The 23,687-nt window shown below is 71.8% G+C and carries 18 protein-coding genes; 9 read left to right on the top strand and 9 right to left on the bottom strand.

Going from position 1 to position 23,687, the window contains the following annotated elements:
- Window positions 1-32 precede the first annotated feature (32 nt).
- Window positions 33-1,397 carry a deoxyribodipyrimidine photo-lyase gene (locus ACERMF_RS15870; RefSeq protein ID WP_373670121.1) on the bottom strand — a complete coding sequence of 455 codons (1,365 nt, stop codon included), beginning with the start codon at window positions 1,395-1,397 and terminating at the stop codon, window positions 33-35.
- A 74-nt stretch (window positions 1,398-1,471) separates the two neighbouring features.
- On the opposite strand from ACERMF_RS15870, the gene ACERMF_RS15865 reads away from it, so the two are divergent.
- The 4 genes from ACERMF_RS15865 to ACERMF_RS15850 all read left to right on the top strand — a co-directional run bounded on the left by ACERMF_RS15865 (window position 1,472) and on the right by ACERMF_RS15850 (window position 7,970).
- Complete coding sequence (locus ACERMF_RS15865; RefSeq protein ID WP_373670120.1) at window positions 1,472-6,175, top strand: DEAD/DEAH box helicase; 4,704 nt, start codon at window positions 1,472-1,474, stop codon at window positions 6,173-6,175.
- Between the two features lie 113 nt (window positions 6,176-6,288).
- On the top strand, window positions 6,289-6,465 hold the full coding sequence (locus ACERMF_RS15860; RefSeq protein WP_373670119.1) for a DUF1931 domain-containing protein: 177 nt from the start codon (window positions 6,289-6,291) through the stop codon (window positions 6,463-6,465).
- Window positions 6,466-6,598: 133 nt separating this feature from the next.
- Window positions 6,599-7,465: an Fpg/Nei family DNA glycosylase gene (locus ACERMF_RS15855; RefSeq protein ID WP_373670118.1), complete on the top strand. Its 867-nt coding sequence runs from the start codon at window positions 6,599-6,601 to the stop codon at window positions 7,463-7,465.
- Window positions 7,466-7,475: 10 nt separating this feature from the next.
- Window positions 7,476-7,970, top strand: coding sequence for a MarR family winged helix-turn-helix transcriptional regulator (locus ACERMF_RS15850; RefSeq protein ID WP_373670117.1), 495 nt, complete (start codon window positions 7,476-7,478; stop codon window positions 7,968-7,970).
- A gap of 89 nt (window positions 7,971-8,059) precedes the next feature.
- On the opposite strand, the gene ACERMF_RS15845 is transcribed toward ACERMF_RS15850, so the two are convergent.
- Complete coding sequence (locus ACERMF_RS15845; RefSeq protein ID WP_373670116.1) at window positions 8,060-8,611, bottom strand: YceI family protein; 552 nt, start codon at window positions 8,609-8,611, stop codon at window positions 8,060-8,062.
- A gap of 294 nt (window positions 8,612-8,905) precedes the next feature.
- Between ACERMF_RS15845 and ACERMF_RS15840 the strand changes: the two genes are divergently transcribed.
- Entirely contained in the window at window positions 8,906-10,198 is a 1,293-nt protein-coding gene (locus ACERMF_RS15840; RefSeq protein WP_373670115.1) for a citrate synthase, read from the top strand.
- Window positions 10,199-10,388: 190 nt separating this feature from the next.
- Entirely contained in the window at window positions 10,389-11,306 is a 918-nt protein-coding gene (locus ACERMF_RS15835; protein WP_373670114.1) for a hypothetical protein, read from the top strand.
- A 48-nt stretch (window positions 11,307-11,354) separates the two neighbouring features.
- Here the strand turns inward: ACERMF_RS15835 and ACERMF_RS15830 are convergent, their stop codons facing one another.
- From ACERMF_RS15830 to ACERMF_RS15815, 4 genes are all read right to left on the bottom strand, one after another.
- Complete coding sequence (locus ACERMF_RS15830) at window positions 11,355-13,421, bottom strand: 3-hydroxyacyl-CoA dehydrogenase NAD-binding domain-containing protein (RefSeq protein WP_373670113.1); 2,067 nt, start codon at window positions 13,419-13,421, stop codon at window positions 11,355-11,357.
- Between the two features lie 44 nt (window positions 13,422-13,465).
- Window positions 13,466-14,647, bottom strand: a complete 1,182-nt coding sequence (locus ACERMF_RS15825; protein WP_373670112.1) for an acetyl-CoA C-acyltransferase — start codon at window positions 14,645-14,647, stop codon at window positions 13,466-13,468.
- Between the two features lie 181 nt (window positions 14,648-14,828).
- The gene (locus ACERMF_RS15820) at window positions 14,829-15,647 is read right to left on the bottom strand and encodes a hypothetical protein (protein ID WP_373670111.1); all 819 of its coding nucleotides are present in this window, start codon (window positions 15,645-15,647) and stop codon (window positions 14,829-14,831) included.
- 129 nt (window positions 15,648-15,776) lie between these two features.
- The gene (locus ACERMF_RS15815) at window positions 15,777-17,828 is read right to left on the bottom strand and encodes an ABC-F family ATP-binding cassette domain-containing protein (protein ID WP_373670110.1); all 2,052 of its coding nucleotides are present in this window, start codon (window positions 17,826-17,828) and stop codon (window positions 15,777-15,779) included.
- 34 nt (window positions 17,829-17,862) lie between these two features.
- Here ACERMF_RS15815 and ACERMF_RS15810 point away from each other — a divergent pair, with 34 nt between their 5' ends.
- The gene (locus ACERMF_RS15810) at window positions 17,863-19,578 is read left to right on the top strand and encodes an ABC-F family ATP-binding cassette domain-containing protein (RefSeq protein WP_373670109.1); all 1,716 of its coding nucleotides are present in this window, start codon (window positions 17,863-17,865) and stop codon (window positions 19,576-19,578) included.
- Between the two features lie 108 nt (window positions 19,579-19,686).
- Entirely contained in the window at window positions 19,687-20,826 is a 1,140-nt protein-coding gene (locus tag ACERMF_RS15805) for an RNA polymerase sigma factor RpoD/SigA (RefSeq protein WP_373670108.1), read from the top strand.
- A gap of 18 nt (window positions 20,827-20,844) precedes the next feature.
- On the opposite strand, the gene ACERMF_RS15800 is transcribed toward ACERMF_RS15805, so the two are convergent.
- The gene (locus tag ACERMF_RS15800) at window positions 20,845-21,387 is read right to left on the bottom strand and encodes a DUF2087 domain-containing protein (RefSeq protein WP_373670107.1); all 543 of its coding nucleotides are present in this window, start codon (window positions 21,385-21,387) and stop codon (window positions 20,845-20,847) included.
- Window positions 21,388-21,419: 32 nt separating this feature from the next.
- On the opposite strand from ACERMF_RS15800, the gene ACERMF_RS15795 reads away from it, so the two are divergent.
- Complete coding sequence (locus tag ACERMF_RS15795; protein ID WP_373670106.1) at window positions 21,420-22,379, top strand: DMT family transporter; 960 nt, start codon at window positions 21,420-21,422, stop codon at window positions 22,377-22,379.
- A 28-nt stretch (window positions 22,380-22,407) separates the two neighbouring features.
- Here the strand turns inward: ACERMF_RS15795 and ACERMF_RS15790 are convergent, their stop codons facing one another.
- A complete protein-coding gene (locus ACERMF_RS15790; protein WP_373670105.1) occupies window positions 22,408-22,881 on the bottom strand; it encodes a hypothetical protein in 474 nt (157 codons plus the stop codon).
- Window positions 22,878-23,660, bottom strand: a complete 783-nt coding sequence (locus ACERMF_RS15785; RefSeq protein WP_373670104.1) for an SDR family NAD(P)-dependent oxidoreductase — start codon at window positions 23,658-23,660, stop codon at window positions 22,878-22,880. The genes ACERMF_RS15790 and ACERMF_RS15785 overlap by 4 nt, the downstream gene beginning before the upstream one ends.
- Window positions 23,661-23,687 lie beyond the last annotated feature (27 nt).

Genomic DNA, 23,687 nt, shown 5'->3' with positions numbered 1-23,687 from the left:
ACGCCGTCGACGGCCTGCACGCCGTGGAGCCGTCACCGGCCGCGGGCGCGCAGGAACCGCTCCCTGGCCTCGGCGTGGTCGACGATCGGCGGCGGATAGTCCCGGTCCTCGCCGAACAGCGTGTCGTCCTGCTCCCACGGCGCGTGGATGTCGGGAGCCGGCAGGTCGGCGAGCTCGGGGACCCAACGCCGCACGAAGGCGCCGTCGGGGTCGTAGCGCTGCCCCTGGGTCACCGGATTGAACATGCGGTTGGGACGGGAGTCGGTGCCGGTCCCGGCCACCCACTGCCATTGGGCGAAGTTGTTGGCGAGATCGCCGTCCACCAGCCAGTCCATGAAGTGCCAGGCACCGAGCCGCCAGTCGAGGTAGAGGTGCTTGGTGAGGAACGAGGCGCACAGCAGCCGCGCCCGGTTGTGCATCCAGCCCTCCTGCCGGAGCTGCCGCATGCCCGCGTCGACGACGGGATAGCCGGTTGCGCCCGCGCGCCACGCGGCGAAGGCGTCGGCCTCCGTCCCCCAGCGATCGCCCTGGCTGCGGAACTCGACCCGTGGCAGCTCGGGGTTGGCGGCGAGCAGCTGCGTGTTGAACTCGCGCCAGCACAGCTGGCGGACGAACGCCTCCTGCGCGGGGTGGTCGCGATCGACCGCGGCCTCGATCTCGGTGGGTGAGAGGCAGCCGAAGTGCAGGTCCGCGGACAACCGCGACGTCGACGCGGCCAGGCGGTCACGGGTGTCGTCGTACGTGGCGACCCCCTGTTCCTCGAACCAGGCCGCGAGTCGGCCCCGCGCTGCGGTCTCACCGCCCGTGATGACCCCGGACGATCGCTCGCCGGCGACCAGGTCGCGCCAGTCGGGCAGGTCACCGGCGTCGAGCTTTCCGGTCACCGGTACACGAGCGGGGGCGTCGACCAGCGCGCGTCGGGGCTCGGCCTCCCAGCGACGCCAGTAGGGGGTGAAGACCCGGAAGTGGTCGCCGCCAGCGGGTCGCAGCGCCTGCGGGTCGACGACCGTGATTCCCGGATGCTCCGTCACGTCGATTCCCGATGACGCGCACACCTGGCGCAGACGCGCGACCCGTCGACGGGCGAAGCCGCTGTGGTCGGCGGACAGGCGCACCCGGTTCGCGCCCACCTCGGCGCAGACAGCGGCGACCTCGGTGGCGGCGTCGCCCCGGCGGACGAACAGCTCACCGTCGCGCTCGCGCAGGCGCGTGCGCAGGTCCGCGAGCGCCTCGAGCAGGTAGCCGACCCGGTTGGGTGCGGCGTAACGGGAGCCGAGGATGCCCGTGTCGAGCACGAACAACGGCACGACGGTGTCCGCCTCACCCACCGCGGCCGTCAGCGCCAGGTGGTCGGTGAGGCGCAGGTCGCGGGTGAACAGCACGACGGTGGTGGACATGTCCGGCCTTCGGACCCGGGTGGACGTGGGTATGGGGACCGGTCGGGTCCCACCCGAGGGCTACCGTGCGGCGGATGAGCGAGTCGCGCACCGCCCCGAACCCGACGGACGACGTCCTCGCACCGTTCAGTGCGCCCGTCCGCACCTGGTTCTCGACGACCTTCGCGGCCCCCACGGGGGCGCAGGCGCAGGGCTGGCCGGCGATCTCCTCCGGGGAACACACGCTCATCCTGGCGCCCACCGGGTCGGGCAAGACGCTGACGGCCTTCCTCTGGGCCATCGACCGGCTCATGACCGCGCCGGTACCTCCCAAGGAGCAACGGCTGCGGGTGGTCTACGTCTCGCCGCTGCGGGCGCTCGCGGTCGACGTCGACCGCAACCTGCGGGCACCCATCGAGGGCATCAGGCTGGCGGCCGAACGCGACGGCGGGCAGGTGCACCGACCCACCGTCGGCGTGCGGACCGGCGACACGCCCACCGCCGAACGCGAGCGGATGCGCCGCAATCCGCCCGACGTCCTGATCACCACCCCCGAGTCGCTGTACCTCATGCTGACCTCGCGGGCGCGCGAGTCGCTGCGCTCCGTCGAGACGATCATCGTGGACGAGATCCACGCGCTCGCGCCGACCAAGCGCGGCAGCCACCTCGCGCTGACGCTGGAGCGACTGGAGCACGAGGTCCGTCTGGGCGGCCTCGACGACGGTGCGCCGCCGCGGCCGGCGCCCCAACGGGTCGCGCTGTCGGCCACGCAGCGACCGCTCGACGAGATCGCGCGCTTCCTCGGGGGCCAGGTCGACGGCGCACCCCGGCCGGTGACGATCGTGGACGCCGGCGTCCGCAAACCCCTCGAACTGCAGGTGGTCGTGCCCGTCCGGGACATGGCCGAACTCGGCTCCGAGCAGCCCGGCGAGGACGCGCTGCCGCTCTCGGGCGGGCCCGCCGCCGCAGGTCCGTCACGGCGGTCCATCTGGCCGGCGGTCCACCCCCGCCTGCTCGACGAGGTCCTGGACCACCGCTCGACGCTGATCTTCGTCAACGCGCGGCGCCTCGCCGAGCGGCTGGCCGCCAAGCTCAACGAGCTGCACGCCCTGCGCGAGCACCAGGCGACGCTGCAGGCGCAGGGGCTCGAAGGCGCCGAGCTCGAGGCGGCGCTGGACGACTACGGCCGCTCACGAGACGCGCCGCCACCCGAACTGGTCAAGGCCCACCACGGCTCGCTCTCGCGGGAACGCCGGCTGGCCATCGAGGACGAGCTCAAGTCGGGACGGCTGCGCGGACTGGTCGCGACGTCCTCGCTGGAGCTGGGCATCGACATGGGCGCGGTCGACCTCGTGGTGCAGGTCGCCTCCCCCGGCGCGGTCAGCCGCGGCCTGCAGCGGATCGGTCGTGCCGGCCACCAGGTCGGCGAACCCTCGCGGGGGGTGCTGTTCCCGAAGTACCGCGGCGACCTGGTCGAGACCGCCGTGGTGGTGCAACGCATGCACGCCGGCGAGATCGAGTCGACCCGCTATCCGCGCAACCCCCTCGACGTGCTCGCCCAGCAGATCGTCGCCATGGTGGCGCTCGAGGAGTGGTCCGTCACCGACATCGCCACGCTGGTGCGCCGGGCGGCACCGTTCGCCGAACTGTCCGAGGACGTGCTGCACGCGGTGCTCGACCTGCTCGCGGGCCGCTATCCCTCCGACGAGTTCAGCGAGTTGCGCCCACGGGTGGTCTGGGACCGCGTCGCCGGCACGATCCGTGGGCGGGCCGGGGCGCAACGACTCGCGGTCACCAACCCGGGCACCATTCCCGACCGTGGCCTGTTCGGGGTCTTCCTGCCGGACGGTGCCCGGGTCGGTGAACTCGACGAGGAGATGGTCCACGAGTCGCGCCCGGGCGAGACCTTCGTGCTCGGTGCCTCGACGTGGCGTATCGAGGACATCACCCACGAGCGGGTCGTCGTCACGCCGGCACCCGGCGAGCCGGGCAAGCTGCCGTTCTGGCACGGCGACGGCCCCGGCCGGCCCGTCGAGCTCGGCCGTGCCATGGGCGTCTTCCACCGCGAGGTGCTCGCGGCGGCGCGGAACGACCGCGCCGCCGAGGTCGGCCGACTGCAGGCACAGGCCGACCTCGACCCCTGGGCCGCCGACAACCTCGTGGCCTACCTCGAGGAACAGGCGGAGGTCACCGGCGCGCTGCCCGACGACCGCACCATCGTCGTCGAACGCTTCCGCGACGAGCTCGGTGACTGGCGCGTGTGCCTGCTGTCACCGTTCGGCGCGCAGGTCCACGCGCCGTGGGCGATGGCGATCGAGGGACGGCTGCGCGCGCTCGGCCTCGACCCCGAGATGTTGTGGGCCGACGACGGCATCGTCGTGCGCCTGCAGGAGGCCGTCGCTCCCGGGGCGGGAGGCGACCTGTTCGAGGAGATCCCGCTGGAGGAACTGCTGCTCGACCCCGACGAGGTCGAGCAGCTCGTCGTCGAGCAGTTGTCGGGCACGGCCCTGTTCACCACCGTGTTTCGCGAGGCGGCCGGGCGCGCGCTGTTGCTGCCGAAGCGACGGCCGGGACAGCGCACCGCGCTGTGGCAGCAGCGCCAACGTGCCGCGGACCTGCTCCAGGTCGCATCGCGCTACCCGAGCTTCCCGATCCTGCTCGAGGCCACCCGCGAGTGCCTGCAGGACGTGTTCGACCTGCCGGGTCTGCGGACACTGCTGACCGACCTGCGTGCCCGCCGCGTGCGGCTGGTCACGGTCGAGACCGGGTCCGCGTCGCCGTTCGCGCAGTCGCTGCTGTTCGGCTGGGTCGGCCAGTACATGTACGAGTACGACGCGCCGCTCGCCGAGCGACGGGCGGCGGCGTTGGCGCTGGACGCGGACCTGCTGCGCGAACTGCTCGGTGGCGACGAACTCCGTGACCTCCTCGACGCCGAGGTGCTGGCCGCGCTGGAGCGCGAGCTGCAGCACCTGGCGCCGGCTGCGGGTGACGAGGGTGGCGACGACGCCGGCGCCGCGCCGCTCGACCGGCGGGCACGGGACGCCGACGAGCTGCACGACCTGCTGCGCCACCTCGGTGACCTCACCGGTCCGGAGATGGCCGAGCGCGCCACGGGCGACCCCACCGTCTGGGTACGCGCTCTCGTCGCCGAGCGTCGCGCCATCGAGGTCCGCATGGGCGGTGAGGTCCGGTACGCCGCGGCCGAGGACGCGAGCCGGTTGCGCGACGCCATCGGCGTGGCGCTCCCACCCGGGCTGCCGCAGGCGTTCACCGAGCCCGTCGACGATCCACTGGGCGACCTCGTCGGCCGTTATGCCCGCACCCACGGACCGTTCACGACGGCCGAGTGCGCGGCACGCCTGTCCGTTCCCGTCGAGCGGGTCGAGGCGACGCTGCGGTGGTTGCAACGCCAGGACCGGGTACTCCACGGGGAGTTCCGACCCGGTGGCGTTCAACGCGAGTGGATCGACCGCGAGCTGCTGCGCCGGCTCAAACGTCGATCGCTCGCGGCGCTGCGGGCCGAGGTCGAACCGGTCGACGCGGCGGCACTCGGGAGGTTCCTGCCGGTGTGGCAACAGGTGCGCGGCGCCGCCGGACGGCCACGACGCGGACTCGAAGCCGTCGTCGAGACCGTCGCCCAGCTCCAGGGGGTCCCCGTTCCCGCCTCGGTGTTGGAGGCTGACGTGCTCCCCGCCAGGGTCGAGGGCTATCGGCCCGGCGATCTCGACCAGCTCGTCGCCGCCGGCGAGGTGGTGTGGCTCGGGGTCGAGCCGCTCGGAGCCAGCGACGGACGGGTCGTGTTGTGCTTCCGCGACCAGGTGCACCTGCTGGCCCCCACTCCGGTCGGCGAACCACCCGAACATGAGGTCCACCATGCGCTGCGTGCGCACCTCGCGCAGCGGGGTGCGTCGTTCTGGCCGGAGCTGTTCGCGGCCTCCGGCGTGCCGGACCAGGACCTGGTGCTCGCGGCGCTGTGGGACCTGGTCTGGGCCGGCGAGGTCACCAACGACACGTATGCCCCCGTTCGCGCGCTCGGGCCGGCGAGGCGTTCCTCGGGCGGACGGGCGGGCGGTCGCCCCCGACCGGGACGGCTCACGCGCCTGGGCCCGCCGTCGGCGCAGGGTCGCTGGTCGCTCACCCGAGAACTGCTCGAACCGGCGCCGACCGCGACCGAGCGTGCCCACGCCCTGGCCGAACAACTGCTGGAGCGGCACGGCGTCCTCACCCGCGAGGCGCTGCGCATCGAGGCGGTGACCGGCGGCTTCAGTGCCGTCTATCCCGTGCTCAAGGCGATGGAGGAAGCCGGTCAGGTTCGTCGCGGCTACGTCGTCGCTGGGCTCGGAGCGGCACAATTCGCGGCTTCTGGGGCGATCGACCGCCTTCGAAGCCATCGCGAGGCACCCGAGGACGAGCCGTGGTTCGATCCCGATCATCCCGGTGAGGGCCGCGTGGTGGTGCTCGCGGCGACCGACCCCGCGCAGCCCTACGGGGCGGCGCTGGCCTGGCCACCCAGCGCCGGGCGACCGGCCCGTTCCGCCGGCGCCTTCGTCGTGCTCGTGGACGGGCTGCCGGCGGTGTTCGTCGAACGCGGAGGACGCAGTCTCGCGACCTTCGACCACCCGGTCGCGCCGGAGCGTTGGCTGGCCGCTCTGCGCCTGCTGGTGCGACCAGGCCGTCTCCGCAAGCTCGAGGTACTGCGGGTGGACGGCGACCCTGTCCACGAGCAGCCGCGCTGGGTGGCCGCACTCGAGCAGGCGGGGTTCACCACCGGCTATCGCGGGATGACGCTGCGTCCGTGACCGGCCGCGCGTCGCGTGGACGGGCCCCTCGGCGCGTGGTGGGTACTCGCGTTTCCGCCCTCGAGGGTTCTATGGTGCTCCGCCGCTCCCGATCCAGACAGAAGGAGACCGTCATGGCGGAATCACTCATCGTGCAGAGCAAGGTCAAGGAGGCCGTCAAGGGTCTCGAGCTCCGGATGGACTCGAGCCTCCCGGACGCGCTGAACGAGAAGATCAGCGCGCTGCTCCAGGACGCTGCCAAGCGTGCCAAGGAGAACGGCCGCGGGACCCTGCGGCCCTACGACCTGTAGGCACTTCACCGGCACGGGCGGCCCTGCTGCCCGCGCCGCGCGGCCGACGTCTTCGCGTCGCAACGACGAGCCTCCCACCCTTCGGTGGGAGGCTCGTCGCATCGAGGGCCGCACCCGCCCGTACGCTCACGGAATGCCCGAGGGAGACACGATCCATCGCGCCGCAGCGGCGCTCCGCCCCGTCCTCGTCGGCCGGGCGCTCACCCGGGTCGAACTCCCCCGCCTGCGTCCACCACTGCCCCGCCCGGGCGCCACCGTCACGCGCGTCGAGGCGCGAGGCAAGCACCTGCTCGTCCACACCGACGAAGGCCTGGTGGTGCACACTCATCTGCGAATGACGGGGTCGTGGCACGTCTACCGGCCGGGCGAGCGGTGGCAGAAGTCGCCGCGGTCGGCCCGGGTGGTCCTGGGCGTTGCGGGCGCCACCGCGGTCTGCTTCGCCGCCCCCGTGGTCGAGGTCCTCGACCAGCAGGGCCTGGCCCGACATCCCACGCTGCGCCGCTTGGGGCCCGACCTGTGCGAACCGCGGGCCGACCTCGACGACGTCCTCGCGCGACTCGACCGCCAGGATCCCGGGCGTCCCATCGGCGAGGTCCTGCTGGACCAGTCGGTGGCCTGCGGGATCGGCAACGTCTACCGGTGTGACGTGGCGTTCCTGCACGGTCTCGACCCCCATCTGCCGCTGGCGGCCGTTCCAGTCGAGGTGCGACGCGCCGTCTACGACACGGCGGCGCGCCTGCTGCGCCGCAACCTGGAATCGTCCTCGCGCACGACGGTCACCGGTGCACCCGTCGGGACCCTGTGGGTGTACGGGCGCGGCGGGGCACCGTGTCGGCGGTGCGGGAGCGCGATCCGTGCTGGCCACCTGGGCGAGCAACAGCGGCTGGTGTACTGGTGCCCGCGCTGCCAGCCGGCGGACGGCAGCGGCCACGTCGACGCCCGCGGTACCGAGGTGGCCGCAACGCCGGAGCGGAGGGATCGCCCCGGGCCGCATGGGTAGCATTCGCGGCATGAGCACCGACACCGCCCCCGCCGCCACCGGCCATGCCCGCATCCCCGCCCAGCGGCTGGCCGCCTGGCGGGCATTTCTGGAGGCGCACGCCCGCGTCACCGATGTCCTCGGCCGCGAACTGCGTGAACAGGTCCAGCTGCCGCTGGCCTGGTACGACGTCCTGGTCCACCTGCAGGAGGCCGACGGGCACCGCCTGCGGATGCAGGAACTCGCCGAGGCCGTGCTGTTGTCCAAGAGCGGATTGACCCGCCTGGTCGACCGCATGGAGTCCGAGGGGCTGGTCCAGCGGGCCGCGTGCCCGGACGATCGCCGCGGGACCTTCGCCGAACTGACGCCGCAGGGTCTGCAGATGCTGCGCTCGACGGCACCGACGCACCTGCGCGGCGTCGACGAGCACTTCACGTCGCTGCTCGAGGACGACGAGGTCGAGGTGCTCATCCGGGCGCTGGACCGCATCGCCTCGCGCGCACGGGGCACCGACACGACCGCCTGACCGCTCCCGTGTGACGGACCGTCCTGCCGGCCGCGACGAACGCCCCGGTCACCGCGGGTGCGGTGCCGGGGCGTTTCGTCGCCTGCGGGTCAGGCCTGTTGCGCCAGCTGCAGGTCGATCTCGATCTTGAGGGTCTTGCCGACGAGGACGCCGCCGGTCTCGAGCGCCGCGTTCCAGGTGATGCCGAAGTCCTCGCGGTCGATGGTCGTGCTGGCCGTGAAGCCGGCCTTGTCGTTGCCCCACGGGTCCTTGATCAGCCCGAGGTACTCGACCTCGAGCTCCACGGGACGCGTCACGCCGCGGATGGTGAGCTCACCCGGGACGACGTAGTGGTCACCCGCTTCCTTCACGCGGTCGGAACGGAACGTCAGGGTCGGGTGGTTGTCGACGTCGAGGAAGTCCTCGCCGCGAAGGTGTCCGTCGCGCTGCTCGTCGTTGGTGTCGATGGAGGCGGCCTCGATCGTCACGTCGACCGTCGAGTTCTCGAGTTGGTCGGCGATGACCACGGTGCCGCTGAAGCGGCTGAAGCGGCCGCGGACCTTGCTGACGACCAGGTGCTTGGCGATCGCCTCGACGCTCGAGTGCGACGCGTCGATGACCCAGGTGCCGGTGGTGGGGAGGGTGGAGGTGGCGGTGCTCATGAGGTTGCGTCCTTCGGGATCGTGCGGCGCGGGAGCCGCGAGGGGGGTGCACTCCGGTTCGGAGCCGTGGATAGTTGCGTATGCAAGCACAACGATACTTGAAGCTGCAACCTTCCTCGTTGGCCCGACCCGTGCGTTCAGCGCCCGTCAGGACCCCCACGACCGACTGCCGGCCCACGAGGCGAGGGGAACGCGAGGGCGCCGCCCCCGACGTTCGGCGAACACGGCAGGGCGTCGTGGCCGCTAGCGTTGGAGGCACTTCCCGCGCCCGTCCAACCAGGAGACCCCTGCCCGATGAGCGACACCAAGGACACGCTCTCCATCACCGACAACCGCACCGGGCGGACCTACGAGATCCCGGTGGAGGACCGCGCGATCCGGGCCATGGACCTGCGCCAGATCAAGGTCGGTGACGACGACTTCGGCCTGCTGTCGTACGACCCCGCGTTCAAGAACACCGCGAACGTCCGCAGCGACGTGACCTACATCGACGGCGACGCCGGCATCCTGCGCTACCGCGGCTACCCGATCGAGCAGCTCGCTGAGGGCTCGTCGTTCCTCGAGGTCGCCTACCTGCTCATGCACGGCGAACTTCCGACCCGGCAGCAGTACGACGACTGGGTCTACGAGATCACCCACCACACCTTCATCCACGAGAACATCAAGCAGTTCATGGACGGGTTCCACCACGACGCCCATCCCATGGGGATGCTGGTGTCCACGGTCGGTGCGCTCTCGACGTTCTACCCCGAGGCGAAGGACATCGGCGACGCCGACAACCGTCACAAGCAGATCGTGCGGTTGATCGCGAAGTTCCCGACCCTGGCCGCGTTCGCCTACCGGCACTCGATCGGGATGCGTTACGCCTACCCCGACAACGACCTCACGTTCGCCGGCAACTTCCTCAACATGATGTGGAAGACGACCGAGCTCAAGTACGAGCCGGACCCGGTGCTCGAGCGGGCCATGGACGTGCTGCTGATCCTGCACGCCGACCACGAGCAGAACTGCTCGACCACGACGATGCGGACCATCGGGTCGTCGGACGCCGACCCGTACTCGGCCGCCGCAGGCGCGACCGCCGCCCTCTACGGCCCCAAGCACGGCGGTGCCAACGAGGCCGTGCTCACGATGCTCGAGGAGATCGGTTCGGTCGACCAGATCCCGGACTACGTCGCCGCCGCCAAGGAGGGCAAGTTCCGCCTCATGGGCTTCGGCCACCGCGTCTACAAGAACTACGACCCGCGCGCGAAGGTGATCCGCCAGCTCGCCCACGACGTGTTCGAGGTCACGGGCCGCAACGAGCTGCTCGACATCGCCGTCGAGCTCGAGAAGATCGCCCTCGAAGACGACTACTTCGTCGAGCGCAAGCTCTACCCCAACGTCGACTTCTACTCGGGCATCATCTACCAGGCGATGGGGTTCCCGACCTCGATGTTCCCGGTGTTGTTCGCCATGGGGCGTATCCCCGGTTGGCTGGCCCACTGGCAGGAGAACCTGCTCGACGACGAACAGGCCATCGTGCGTCCTCGCCAGCTCTACGTCGGCGAAGGCGAACGCGACTACGTCCCCGTCACCGACCGCTGACCCCACCGCGATGATTCCGTCCGGCCGGCGCAGACGCGCCGGCCGGACGTTTTCGCGGCTCCCGCCGGATTCGTGCATCCTGACGCGCACAGAGTCAGGGCGGGATGCACGCATGCACTCGGCCGGGCTCATCCACGGTCCGAAACGCGCCGGATCACCGCAGGCGGTTCACCACCGCGATGCTGCCGGCATGACCTGGAGCGCGCTGCACACGATCGCTGGCCGACAACACGGCGTGGTCTCGCGTGTCTGTGCGCGGGACGCCGGTCTGTCGCCATCGACCTTGGCGTCACGCGCCTGCCGCGAGAGCTGGTCCGAGCTGGCGCCCGGCTGCTGGCTGCTGCCGGGCGTTGCGGAGACCCTGCAGGCACGTCTGCAGGCAGCGCTGTTGGCGTACCCGCGCAGCGTGGTCACGGGCTGGTCCGCGGCCGCACTCCATGGACTCCGGCGCGCCGCGCCGACCAAGCTCGAGCTGCTGCGACCAGTTGGCGTCGCCGCCGTCGAGGGAGACCGCGTCACCACGCGCCGCTACCGCCAGCTGCCCAGTGGTGACGTCACCGTGGTCGACGGCCTCGAGGTCGTGACCCAGGTCCGACTGCTGCGCGAGTTGGCGGGCTTGGCCGACGAAACGACGCTCACCAACGTCGCGATCGACGTGCGTCTGCGGCGTCGGATGGCGTTGTCGGAGGCTGCGGCGCTGCTGCAACGCGACCGCCGATTCCGCGGACGGGCACAGCTGCGCCGGGTCGTCTCGCTGCTCGCCGACGATGGCTCGGACTCGGGCTTCGAGCACCGTGTCGTCGCGCGCCTGAAGGAGGCGGGTCTGGAACCGGATGGGCAGCAAGGCGAGGTCGCCACGCGTGACGGCGTCCGCCGTCTCGACATCGTCTGGTCGGCGCTGGGCGTCGCCGTCGAATGCCTCGGTTTCAGCTTTCACTCGACGGTGACGCAACTCCGGCGCGACGTCGCTCGACAGAATGCCATCGCGGCGACCGACCAGTGGGTGGTGTTGCCGTTGACGTGGGAGATGTTCCACCGCGAGTGGGACGACTTCGTCGTGCTGCTGTCCGCCGTGCTCGCCTCACGCGCGCGGAAGCGTGCATCCTGACTCGGGCATTTGCGCGTCAGGATGCACCCTTCCACGTTGGTGCGGGGGTCAGCGTTGGGCGTGGTCCTCGGGGGTGATGAGGGTGCGGCCGAGGACGCGCTCGCTGATGCCGGTCTGGTCGAGGTGTCGGCACAGCCCGCCCATGAAGAACGGGAAGCCGGCCCCCATGATCATCCCCGTGTCGATGTCACGCGCGTCGGCGACGGTGCCGTCGTTGAGCATCCGTCCGCATTCGTCGGCGGCGGCCTCCAGCGCCATCCGGCGGATCTCGTCGTCGGTGAGCGGGGTCGCCCCGGCGTCGACCTGGACCAGGTCGCGGATCCCGGCGTACACCTCGCCGCCGGCGGACCAGTCGTAGATCCCCGGCAGGTCGCTGTCGGCGATCGCCCGGAAGTTGTCGTCGATCACGAACCGGTCCGGGAACGCGTCCGCGAGCGTCTGCGCCGTGTGGAAGGCGACTTTCAGCCCGACCAGGCCGAACAGCTCGAACGGCCCCATCGGGAGCCCGAGACCCTTGACGGCCTCGTCGATCTGCCGGAAGTCGTTGCCGTGCCGCAGTGCAGTCACCGCCGTGCCGTTGAACCGTGACAGCAGCCGGTTGACGATAAACGCCGGCCGGTCGGCGCACTGGACGGCCGTCTTCTTCAGCTTCTTGGCCACGTCGAACGCCGTCGCCATGGCCTTGTCGGCCACGCCTTCGGGCTTGATCACCTCGACGAGGGGCAGGACGGCGACGGGGTTGAAGAAGTGGAAGCCGACCACCCGCTCGGGGTGCGACAGCTTCCCGGCCATCTCCCCGACCGACAGCGACGAGGTGTTGGTGGCCAGGATCGCGCCGTCGTCGAGCACCGCCTCGAGGTCGCCGAAGATGGCCTGCTTGAGGTCCATGCGCTCGAGCACGGCCTCGATGACCCAGTCGGCGCCGCGGACGTCCTCGTACGAGGTGGTGTAGGTCACCAGCCCCTTGAGGAAGCTGGCCTTGCCGGCCTTCATCCGGCCCTTCGCCACCTGCTTGTCGAGTTCGCCTTCGATGTGGTCGCGACAACGGCCGAGGACGCCCTCGTCGATGTCCTTCATCACGAGCGGCAGTTCCAGCCGTTGCAGGTGGAGCGCGCCGAGTTGCGCGCCCATCAGCCCCGCACCGACGACGGCGATCTTCTGCAGGCGGCGCGGCCGTGCGTCCGGGCGCCAGGGCTGCTTCTTGGCCCGGTTCTGGACCAGGTCGAACGCGTACACCGACGCCTGTGCCTGGTGGGCCGGCAACAACGTCGCGAGCGCTTCGGCCTCGCGCGCACGCCCTTCGGCCAGGTCCCCGCCACGCGCGGCGAACTCGATCAGTTCGAGGGCGAGATAGGGGGCCCGGGTCGCGCCGTGGACCTTGGCGTCGGCGAACGCGCGGGCGTTGGCGAGTGCTTCGTCCAGGCCCACCGTCGCATCGACCTCGCGCACGATGGTCTCCTCGCCGGTGACGAGGCGTTCGAGCAGGGCGATGGAGTCGTCGAGGAACACGGCGGAGTCGATGAGGCGGTCGGCGAACCCGCGCTCGAACGCTTCCTTCGGCTTCATCATCTTGTTGTTGTCGAGCGCGTTGACCACGATCGCGTCGACCGCGTTCTGCGCGCCCACGATCCTCGGCGCCAACTGGGTACCGCCCCAGCCCGGCACGATCGACAGGAAGACCTCGGGGAACGCGATCGCCGCGGCACCGGTCGACACGGTCCGGTAATCACAGTGCAGCGCGATCTCGAGCCCGCCGCCCATGCACGCGCCGTTGATCGCCGCGAGCGTGGGGAACGGCAACGCCATCAGGCGGGCGAACACCTCGTGACCGCCCTCGCCACCGGCGCGCGCGCCCTCGGCGTCCATGCCCGCGAACTGGGTCAGGTCGGCCCCGACGGCGAAGATGAACGGCTTGCCGGTCAGCAGCAGCCCTTTGACGTCGGTCTGCGTCGCCAGTTCGTCCAGCGCCGCCGACAACGATTGCAGCGCCTGGGCGCCGAACGTGTTGGGCTTGGTGTAGTCGCGCCCGTTGTCCATCGTGAGGATCGCGAGCCGGCCGGCGCGAGGGGCGTCGGTGTAGGTCAGCTTGAAGCGGGTGTGGACGTCGTCGCTCATGGGTCGCTCCTGCGAAGTCGTTCCTGGCCGTGGGGCGCTGTGCGTCACACCCGCTCCCACAGCACGGCGGCACCCATACCGAGGCCGACGCACATCGTGGTCAGGCCGAGGCGTGCGTCGGGGTTGCGTTGGAAGTAGGTCGCGACCTCCATCGCCAGCCGCGCACCGGAGAACGCCAGGGGGTGGCCCATCGCGATCGCGCCGCCGTAGGGGTTGACGTGGGGCGCGTCGAGCGGAAGGCCGAAGTGGTCGAGGAAGGCGACGCACTGGACGGCGAACGCCTCGTTCATGTCGATGACGTCGAGGTCGTCGATGGCGAGGCCGGTGCGCTGCAGGAGCCTCTCGGTGGCGGGGATCGGCCCCGACCCCATCGTCTCGGGCTCGACGCCGACGAAGGCGTAGTCGCGCAGGCGCATGGTGGGCGCCAGGCCGTACTCCTCCACCGCGCGCTTCGAGGCGAGCAGCACGCCACCGGCACCGTCGTTGAGACCAGCCGCGTTGCCGGCCGTGACGTAACCGCCTGCGCGGAATGGCGAACGCAGCTGCTGCAGGTCCTCCATGGTCGTGCCGGGCCGGGGATGCTCGTCCTCGCGTACGACCCGCCAGCCGTCCTGCGCCGACCACACCGTCGCGGGCACGACGTGCGCGTCGAAGACGCCGTCCGCGCGGGCCTTGCCCACGCGCTCCTGTGACCCCAGGGCGTAGGCGTCGCAACGTTCGCGGGTGACCTCGGGATAGACGTCGTGCAGGTTCTCGGCCGTGTTGCCCATCACGAGCGCCGAGGGGTCGACCAGCCGGTCGGACAGGAAGCGCGGGTTGGGGTCGACCTCGTCGCCCATGGGATGGTGACCCATGTGTTCGACACCACCGGCCAGAACGAGGTCCTGCGCCCCGACCCGCACGGCGTTCGCGGCGTTGACGATGGCCGTCAGCGCGCCGGCGCACATCCGGTCGAGCGCATAGCCGGGGACCTGCTTCCCGAGCCCCGCGAGGATCGCAAGCGAGCGCCCCAGTGTCAGCCCCTGGTCGCCGACCTGTGCGGTCGCGGCCCAGACGACGTCGTCGATGCGCTCACCGGGAACCGAGGGGTTGCGGTCGAGCAGCGCGCGGATGGCACGCACCGACAGGTCGTCGGCGCGGGTGCCGGCGTAGTAGCCGGTGTCCTTGGCGCGGCCGATGGGGAGGCGGACACCGTCGACGTAGTAGGCGTCGTCGAGCTCGGGCACGGCAGGCTCCGTTCGGATTCGAGGATGCGGGCACGCGGACGGCCGGCCGCAGGCCTCGCCACCACCAAGCGCACGGAACGATGTTCGCGCATCCGTTCCGCCGCCCGCAACGTGACACCGGCGTCAACCCGCCCCGGCCGGGATGGGCTCCCGGCGCCGGCGGTCGGAGAACCGCGGCCGGTCAGGCGCGGTCGCGCAGACCGGAGAATGCCCACCCGAGCTCACGGCGGGTGAGGTTCCACGCCAGGGCCGTACCGGCGAGCAACACGCCGGTCAGGACCTGCAACGGCAGCGGAACCTGCCGTCCGGGCGCACCGACGGGGGCGGCGACCAGCGTCGCGCCCGTACGAGACTCCACGGGTGAGGCCGCGGCCACACCGGGCGCGACCTCAGGGACGTCGTAGACCAGGTGGTCGACCACGTCGTCTTCGTCCCCGACGCGGCGCGGCGCGAGCTCGACACCCGGCAGGACCGAGGAGCTGCTGGTCCCGAACGCGATGTCGTGGTCGCGCAGGGCCCGGAAGGCCTCGAACTGCGCCTGGTGTCGTGGCGTCCACGTCACGGCACCACCGGCCGCCTCGACCTCGTCGTCGGGCGTGGGCTCGGGGCGCGGCGCCGAGCCGTCGTCCGAGCGGTCGGCCGACGGCGGGTCCGACGGCGGGTCCGACGGCGAGGGTGAGGGTGAGGGCGACGGCGAGGGCGACGGCGCTGGTCCGGGCGGCGGCGGGGCGCTCCGGCCGAGGTCGACCTCGGTCTCGCCGACCTTCACCCTGCCACCCGCCTCGAGCTGCGGGACGCCGTCGTCGGTCCCCACACCGAGCTTCGGGCCGAGTTCGACCTCGTCGCCGAGCCGGACGTCGAGTTCGACCTCCAGGTTGTCGTCGACGCTTCCACCGCCGACGTCCGGCAGCGGCAGGCTCTGCGCCGCGACCGGGGCCGCGTACACGCCCGTCACGGCGACCAGCGTCGCCAGCATCGTCATGAGCCGCCTGCGTGCCATCTCGCTCCCCGCTCTCCCGCCCGGTCGGCATCGGCGTGCCGGGCTCGCAGACGTCAACGAGCCGAGGCGACACGGGTTACGCGGCTTGCGTCGGTCCGACGATGCCCGTGCCCGGCGCGGCGCGGCGGGTCAGTCGAGCGCGGCCTCGGCCTGCTCGAGACGCGTCTGCGCGTCCTCCCAGGCGGTGAGCAGGCCGGCCGCGCGGTCCTTGGCCTGGCCGTACTCGGCGACCAGCGCCTTGACCCGGTCGGGATCGCCGTAGACCCCGGGATCGGCGAGTTCGCGCGTGAGTTCGGCGACGCGCTGCTCGACGCGGGTGAGCTCGTCCTCGAGGCGGCCCACCTCGCGGCGGAGGTCCTTGGTGGCGCGGTGGCGGGCGTTGCGCGACTCCGCGGCGCGGCGCTTGTCGTCCGCGCCGCCACCGCCACGTCCGCCGGGCGCCGCGCCGGAGCGTCCCGAGGGAGCGGACCGACCGGGGCCCGGCTCGGCGTCGCGACGCCACTGCAGTTCCTCGTAGGTCCCGTCGAACCAGCGCGCGCGCCCGCCGCCGACCTCGACGATGGCGTCGGCGACGCCACGGATGACGTGCCGGTCGTGGGTGATGAGCAGCACCGTGCCGGGATAGGCGTCGAGCGCGTCCTCGAGGACGTCCCTGCTGGCGAGGTCGAGGTGGTTGGTCGGCTCGTCGAGCAGGAGCAGGTTCACGGGCGAGGCCATGGCCTTGGCCAGCCCGAGCCGGGTGCGCTCACCGCCGGACAGCTCCCCCACCTTGCGATCGGCGAGGTCGCCCGGGAAGCCGAACGCCCCGAGCATCGAGCGGTGGTTGACGTCACGATGACGCTCCTGCAGGGCGGTGCGGAACTCCTCGACGACGGTGCGGTCGAGGTCGAGCACCTCGGCCTGGTGCTGGTCGACCACGGCGACGTCGACGTTGTGCCCGAGCTCGACCGTCCCCGTGTCCGGCGTCAGCGAACCGGCGAGCAGCCGCAGCAGCGTGGTCTTGCCGGCACCGTTGGGGCCGATCATGGCCACCTTGCGGCCACGCTCGACGGCCAGGTCGACGCCGTCGAGGACCTGGTTGTCGCCGTAGCGAACGCTGACGCCGCTGAGCTCGGCGACCACGCGACCCGAGCGCTGTGGCTGCGGGAAGGCGAACCGGGCCACGAGCTGACGGTGGTCGGGGATCTCGATCCGGTCGACCTTGTCGACGGCCTTGATCCGCGACTGCACCTGGCGGGCCTTGCTCGCCTTGTAGCGGAAGCGCTCGATGAAGCGTTCCGCCTGGGCGAGCTGCCGGTCCTGTTGGCTCTTGGCGGCCCGCAGCTGGGCCAGCCGGTCCTCGCGCTGGGCGACGAACGAGGCGAACCCGCCCTGTTCCGCCGCCGTGGTGCCGCCGCGCACCGTGTACTCGGCGGCGGTGCCGGCCGCCAGCTCGACGATGCGGTCCGCCACGCCGTCGATGAAGTCGCGGTCGTGGCTGACGAACAGCAATCCGCCGGGCAGGTCGTGCAGGGTCTGCTCCAGCCAGGCGATGGTGTCGAGGTCGAGGTGGTTGGTCGGCTCGTCGAGCACCAGCAGGTCCGGCTTGGCCAGCAGCAGGCGGGCCAGCGCGACGCGCACGCGCCAGCCTCCGGAGAGTTCGCCGGTCGAGCGGGCGGCATCGTCGGGAGCGAACCCGAGCCCCGCGAGCACCCGGTGCGCCTCGGCCTCGACCTCGTAGCCGCCGAGTTGCTGGAAGCGGTCCTGGACGTTGGCGTAGTGGTTGAGCAGGCGCTCCTGCTCGGCCTCGTCGACGGTCTCGATGCGCCGCTCGAGGTCCCGCATCTCGTGCTCGTAGCGCAGGATGTGCGACGCCCCCTCGAGCACGTGGTCGAGAACGGTGCCCGACTCCCCGACGGCGTCGACGACGTCCTGGGGCAGCCACCCGATCCGCAGGTCCTTCGGCCGGCTCACGATGCCCCGGTCGGGTTCGCGGTTGCCGACGACGACGTTGAGCAGCGTGGTCTTGCCGGCACCGTTGCCACCGACGAGGGCGACGCGACGGCCGGGCGGGAACCGCAACGAGACGTCGGAGAACAGGGTGCGGGCGCCGATGTCGACGCCGACACCGGACAGGCTGATCACGAGGAGGGCCTTGCGAAACGGCGGGGGCGAGCCGGCGAGCCTACCCTGCGCCGCCATGCACCTCGTGTCCGTCGACTCCGTCACGGCGTCCGTGGAGGGTCGAACCCTCTTCGCCGACGCCTCCTTCGGCCTGACCTCCGACGACCGCGTCGGCATCGTGGGACCCAACGGGTCGGGCAAGACGACCCTGCTGCGGATCGTCGCGGGCGACCGCGCTCCCGACGCCGGCAGCGTGGTCGCGCGATCGGGCCTGCGCATCGGGTGGCTCGCCCAGGAACCCGTGTTCGCCGACGAGCGCGCGATCGACGTCGTGCTCGCGGGCGACCCGACCGCGGCGCCGCACGACGCCGAGCGCCTGCTGTCGGTGGTCGGGATCGACCCGGAGCAGTCCACGGCCCGGATGTCTGGCGGGCAGCGGCGCCGTGTCGCGCTCGCCCAGACCCTGCTGGCGCCGTCGGACCTGCTGATCCTCGACGAACCGACCAACCACCTCGACGTCGACACCATCGACTGGATGGAGGACGAACTGCGTCGGCGCAGCAGTGGGCTGCTGCTGGTCACCCACGACCGCTACGTCCTCGAACGGCTCGCCAACCGGATGCTGGACCTCGCCGACGAGCGCGTCTACTGGCACGAGGGGTCGTACTCGTCGCTGCTCGAGGCCAGGGCGGACCGCGCCGCGACCCGCGAGCGGACGACCGCCCGTGCACGCAACCTGCTGCGCAAGGAGGTGGCGTGGCTGCGTCGCGGCCCGAAGGCGCGCAGTTCCAAGCCGAGGTTCCGCATCGAACAGGTCGAGGTCATCGGCGAGGCCGCGGCGGGTGACGCCGATGCCAAGCCGCTCGAACTCGGAACCGGGCGCACCCGCCTCGGCAACGACGTGCTGGACCTGCGCGGGGTGCGCGTGACCCGCGGAGAGCACACCGTCCTCGACCGGGTCGACCTCGGCATCGGGCCCGGGGAGCGCGTCGGGATCGTCGGGCCCAACGGCGCCGGCAAGACGACCCTGCTGCAGGTGCTGAGCGGTCGGCTCGCACCCGACGAGGGCGAGGTCCGGACCGGCACGACGGTCGAGCTCGCGCTGTACGAACAGGACGTGCGCGCCGGTGACGGCCCGGGCCAGGCCGACCGCACCGTGCTGGACACCATCCTCGACATCGCGGCGTTCGTGCCGTTGGCGAACGGTGAGTCGCTGCCCGCCCACCGACTCGCCGAGCGTTTCGGGTTCGACGGTCAACTGCAGCGGACGCCGCTGTCGCTGCTCTCCGGAGGCGAGCGCCGTCGCGTCGCGCTGCTCCACCTGCTCGTGGCGGCACCCAACGTGCTGGTGCTCGACGAGCCCACCAACGACCTCGACCTGGACACCCTCACCGTCCTCGAGGACCACCTCGACGGCTTCTCCGGCACCCTGATCGTGGCCTCCCACGACCGCTACGTCCTGGACCGTCTCACCGACCGGATCGTCGCCGTGGAGCACGGCCGGCTCACCGAGCACCTCGACTGGGAGTCCTACCGCGCGCAGCACCTCGCGCGTACCCGTGCCGTCGCCGCAAGGGCCGAGGCGAAGCCGACGGCGACGACGGCATCCGCCCAGGACAACCGGGCGCGACAGGCGGCCCGCAAGGAAGCACGGCGGCTGGAGCAGCAGGTCGAGCGGCTCAGTGCCCAGCGCGACCGCCTGCACGACGAGATGGTGACGGCCGCAACGGATGTCGAACGGCTGACGGACCTGCAGACCCGGCTCCGCACCGTCGAGACCGAGCTCAGCCAGGCCGAGGACCGTTGGCTCGAACTCGCCGTCGACTGAATCGGCGGTGGCCGTCGCAGTCCTCCGAAGAGCGTCAGGCGCTAGTGTCCACGGCGTTCAGCCGAGCAGGTCGAGGCCGCGTTCTCCGGTCCGACCAAGGGGTGGGGCGTGGCCGATACCGGGATGATCGCCGATCGGACGGGGCTGCAGGAGCTGTGGTCGCAGGCCGCCGGCCGCGGGTACGTGTTGTTGAGCGAGATCCACGACCTGCACGACCCCCTCGAGGACCCCGAGAACTGGCCCGACGAGGTGGCCACGATCGCACGTGACGCCGGCCTCGAGGTGGTCGACGACCTCACCGGTGACGTCGCGCCCCCGCCGCCGACGCTGTTGACGTCGACGACCGACGGGGTCCGGCAGTACCTCAACGCGATCGGACGCGTGGCGCTGCTGACCGCCGAGGAGGAGGTCGACCTCGCGAAGCGCTATCACGCCGGGGTCGCGGCCAAGCAGGCACTCGGCGCCGACGACCTGCCGCCCGACACCCTGGCGTTGCTGCGGCGGCTGACCGAGGACGGCGCGCGAGCCCAGGAACGCCTCGTCACCGCGAACCTGCGGCTGGTGGTGTCGGTCGCACGCCGCTACCTCGGTCGGGGCCTGTCGCTGCTCGAACTGGTGCAGGAGGGCAACCTCGGCCTGATGCGCGGCGTGGAGAAGTTCGACCACACCAAGGGCTACAAGTTCTCCACCTACGCGACCTGGTGGATCCGCCAGGCGCTGACCCGTGGCACCGCGAACAAGGCCCGCGCGGTGCGCTTGCCCGTGCACGTGCACGAGCTGGTGGCCAAGGTGCGCCGTACGGAGTTCGAGCTGCTGCAGGTGCTCGGACGCGAACCCACCGACGCCGAGGTGGCCGACGACCTCGGCCTGAGCCTGGAACGTCTGCGGGAGCTGCGGCTGGCGGGCCGCGAGATCACCTCCCTCGATCGCAGCATCGGCGAGGACGGCGACGCGACGCTCGGCGACCTCGTCGCGGACGACGACGCGGAGGATCCCGAGCGCGTCGCCACTGCCGGCATGGCGCGCCAGGAGGTGGTGCTGGCGCTCGAGGGGCTCCACGAACGCGAACGCGGGGTGCTCGAACTGCGCTACGGACTGCTCGGCGAGGAACCGCGGACCCTCGAGGAGATCGGGGAGCTCTACGGCGTCACGCGGGAACGCATCCGCCAGATCGAGAAGAAGACCCTGGCGAAGCTGCGCCACCCGTCCCACGCCCACCGTCTGCGCGGCTTCGAGGACGATCTGTGATCCGGGCGTCGTCCGGCGCTATTCGAACACCCGACCGCCGGAACGCCAGTACATGCCGGCCTCGCGATCCAGCAGCCCTTCGTCGACGAGGTGGCGACGCAGGCTCGCGTAGTCCGGGTTGAAGCGGCCCAGGACCTCGTTGACCTCCGGCTCCCGGTAACGACGCCCGGGTTCGAACTCCAGCGCCAGGCGTTCGAGGACGACCAGTCGCTTCCCGCGTGTCGCCGGGATCTCGGTGAGTCGTTCGCCGGTGAAGAACCGGCTCAGCACCTCGGCCTCCTCCGCGGTCATGCCGAACGCGATGCGCGGGTGGGCCGGCGCAGCCTGCGGCAGGTCCTGCGCCACCCCACGCCAGGCCCGCCCGTCGACGACGTACGTCTCGCCCTCGCGCACGACCAGTCCGGCCTGCACCAGCGGACCCAGCGTCCGCAACACCTCCCGCCGGGCGACGCCGGTGCGGGCGGTGATGTCGTCGAGGTCGGCCGGCGTGACGGCGATCGTCCCGAGTACCGCCAGCCGTGCAGGCTCGAGGAGCGTGCGCAACAGATCGTGGGGGTTCATGGCCCCATGTGTAGCGCCAGTAGGCTCGGCGCGTGCGCCCCCTCCCCCGCCCCGTCGTCCTCCTCGGCCTGCTGCTCGGCGCCGTCGCCGTGTCCACCTCGGCGATCCTGGCCCGGGTCGCCATGGGCGAGGACCCCGGCGTCGCCACCGCGGTGCCCGGCGCCGCCCCCGCCCTGGCGGTCGCGTTCTGGCGCACCGCACTGGGCGCCATCGCCCTGGGCCCGCTCGCGCTGCGGTCGCGGCGCAAGGCTGGCGTGCGGCTGACCCCGACCCGCCACCGCCAGCTGCTCGGATCCGGGCTGTCGCTGGCCCTGCACTTCGCGCTGTTCCAGGGCGCACTCGCGCTGACCACGGTCGCGAGCGCGGTCACGCTGGTGACCATGTCGCCGGTGTTCGTGGCGCTGGGTGGCTGGTGGTTGCTGGGCGAGCGGACCCAGCGTCGAACCGTCATCGGCATGGCGCTCACCATCGTCGGTGCGGTCGTCATCGGCGTCGGTGACGCGGCCGCCATCGACCTGGGCCCACAGGCACTGCTCGGCGACGCCATGGCGTTCGGCGGTGCGATCGCGATCACGGGGTACCTGCTGGCGGGCCGGGTGGCGCGCCGCGACGTGCCCGCCACGTTGTACTCCTGCGTCGTCTATGCGTGGGCCGCCGCCGCCCTGCTGATCGTGTGCCTGGTCCTGCGCGTGCCACTGACCGGCTATGCGCCGACGACGTGGCTGGCCATCGTCGGCATCGTCGTCGGCCCGCAGCTGCTCGGTCACACGATCTTCAACGCCCTGCTGTCCAGCGTGCCGGCGACGGTCGTCTCCATCGTCGTGCTCTCCGAGCCGGTCGGCGCCGGACTGCTCGCATGGCTGCTCCTCGACGAGTTGCCGGCGGGGCCGTTCGCGGTCGGGGCGCCCCTGGTGCTGTTCGGGGTGGCCGTCGCGACGGCCAGACGGCGCAGGTCCCGCGTCGCGGCGGAGGTGACCGCCACGGAGCGTTGACCGCCGTCGAGCCGTGACGCGCGGCGGATCAGAACAGCAGCGGCAGGGTGGGTCGCTCCTCGACGACCCCCACGACGGCGCCGCGGGCCGACCCGGCACGGGCAAGCCCGTCGATGCGCGCCGCGAGCTGTGCGGGGTCCTCGTCGGGCGAGAGCACCGCGTCGCGCAGGGTCACCAGCATCGTGCCACGCATGCGCCTGGCCGCCGTCAGCCAGGCTTCGTCGACCGTCTCGCGTCGGGCCCGCAGGAGCGTCGCGTCCTGCTCGTCGACCAGACGCAGGTGCTCGGCATCGACGGCGAACCCGACCCGGGCACCGCGTGGCAACGACACCCCGAGGAAGCCGTCGATGACCGGGAGGCCGCGTTCGGCCAGAGCGGTGAGCAGTTGCGCGCCCCGGCCCACGTCCTCCACGCCGGCCACGAGCAGCGGGAGTTCCCGTACGAGCAGGAACCGCAGGTGCACCGCGTCGGCGGGGTCGGTGGCGTCGGTAGCGGCGCTCATCCGTGTGACATCCGGCGGTGGACCAACCCGGAGACCCGCCGTGACAGCGCCACCGGAGCGGTCCCTCCAGCCGCCACCGCCAGCAGGTTCCTGGTCCCGGGGATGCTGTTCGCACGCCCCTGCGCGAAGTCGCGGAGCGCACGCACCACCACGTCGTCGGCCGTCATCCCGATGCGCTCCATGGCTCCGGGAGCGTGCACATCCGAGACGTCGGCGAACTCGGTGCGCGTGAGCCCCGGCGCGAGCAGCGTCACCGTCACGCCCCGACCCCGGACCTCCTCGTGCAGCGCGTGGCTGAAACTCCGTACGAACGCTTTGGTGGCGCCGTAGGTCGCGGCGAACGGGTCGGGCTGGGCGCCGGCGACGGATCCGACGTTGATGACACCGCCGGTCCCCCGCACGAGCAGCTGTGGCAGCACCGCGTGGGCACAACGCACCAGCGCCACCACGTTGAGCTCGACCATCCGATGCTGACGATCGACCTCGACCTCCGTGAACGCACCGTAGGCACCGAAGCCCGCGTTGTTGACCAGCAGATCGATCGGCTCCTCGTGCGAGGCCAGACGGGCCTCGACCCGCGCGAGGTCGGCGGCGACCGTCAGGTCCGCCGCCAGCACGTCGGCGCGGGTCGACGACGACGCCGCCAGGGCACGCAGCCGATCCTCGCGGCGAGCCACGAGCACGAGTTCCACCCCGCGGGCAGCGAGGTGGCGGACGAACGCCTCGCCGATCCCCGAAGACGCGCCCGTGACGAGTGCGCGCTGGATGCGACGGGGCACGCGCGCTCCTTCTGCAGCCGGCCGAGG

Origin of the sequence: Egicoccus sp. AB-alg6-2 (assembly GCF_041821025.1) — a bacterium.
GTDB lineage: Bacteria > Actinomycetota > Nitriliruptoria > Nitriliruptorales > Nitriliruptoraceae > Egicoccus.
This window is presented reverse-complemented; position numbering and strand designations above follow the sequence as displayed.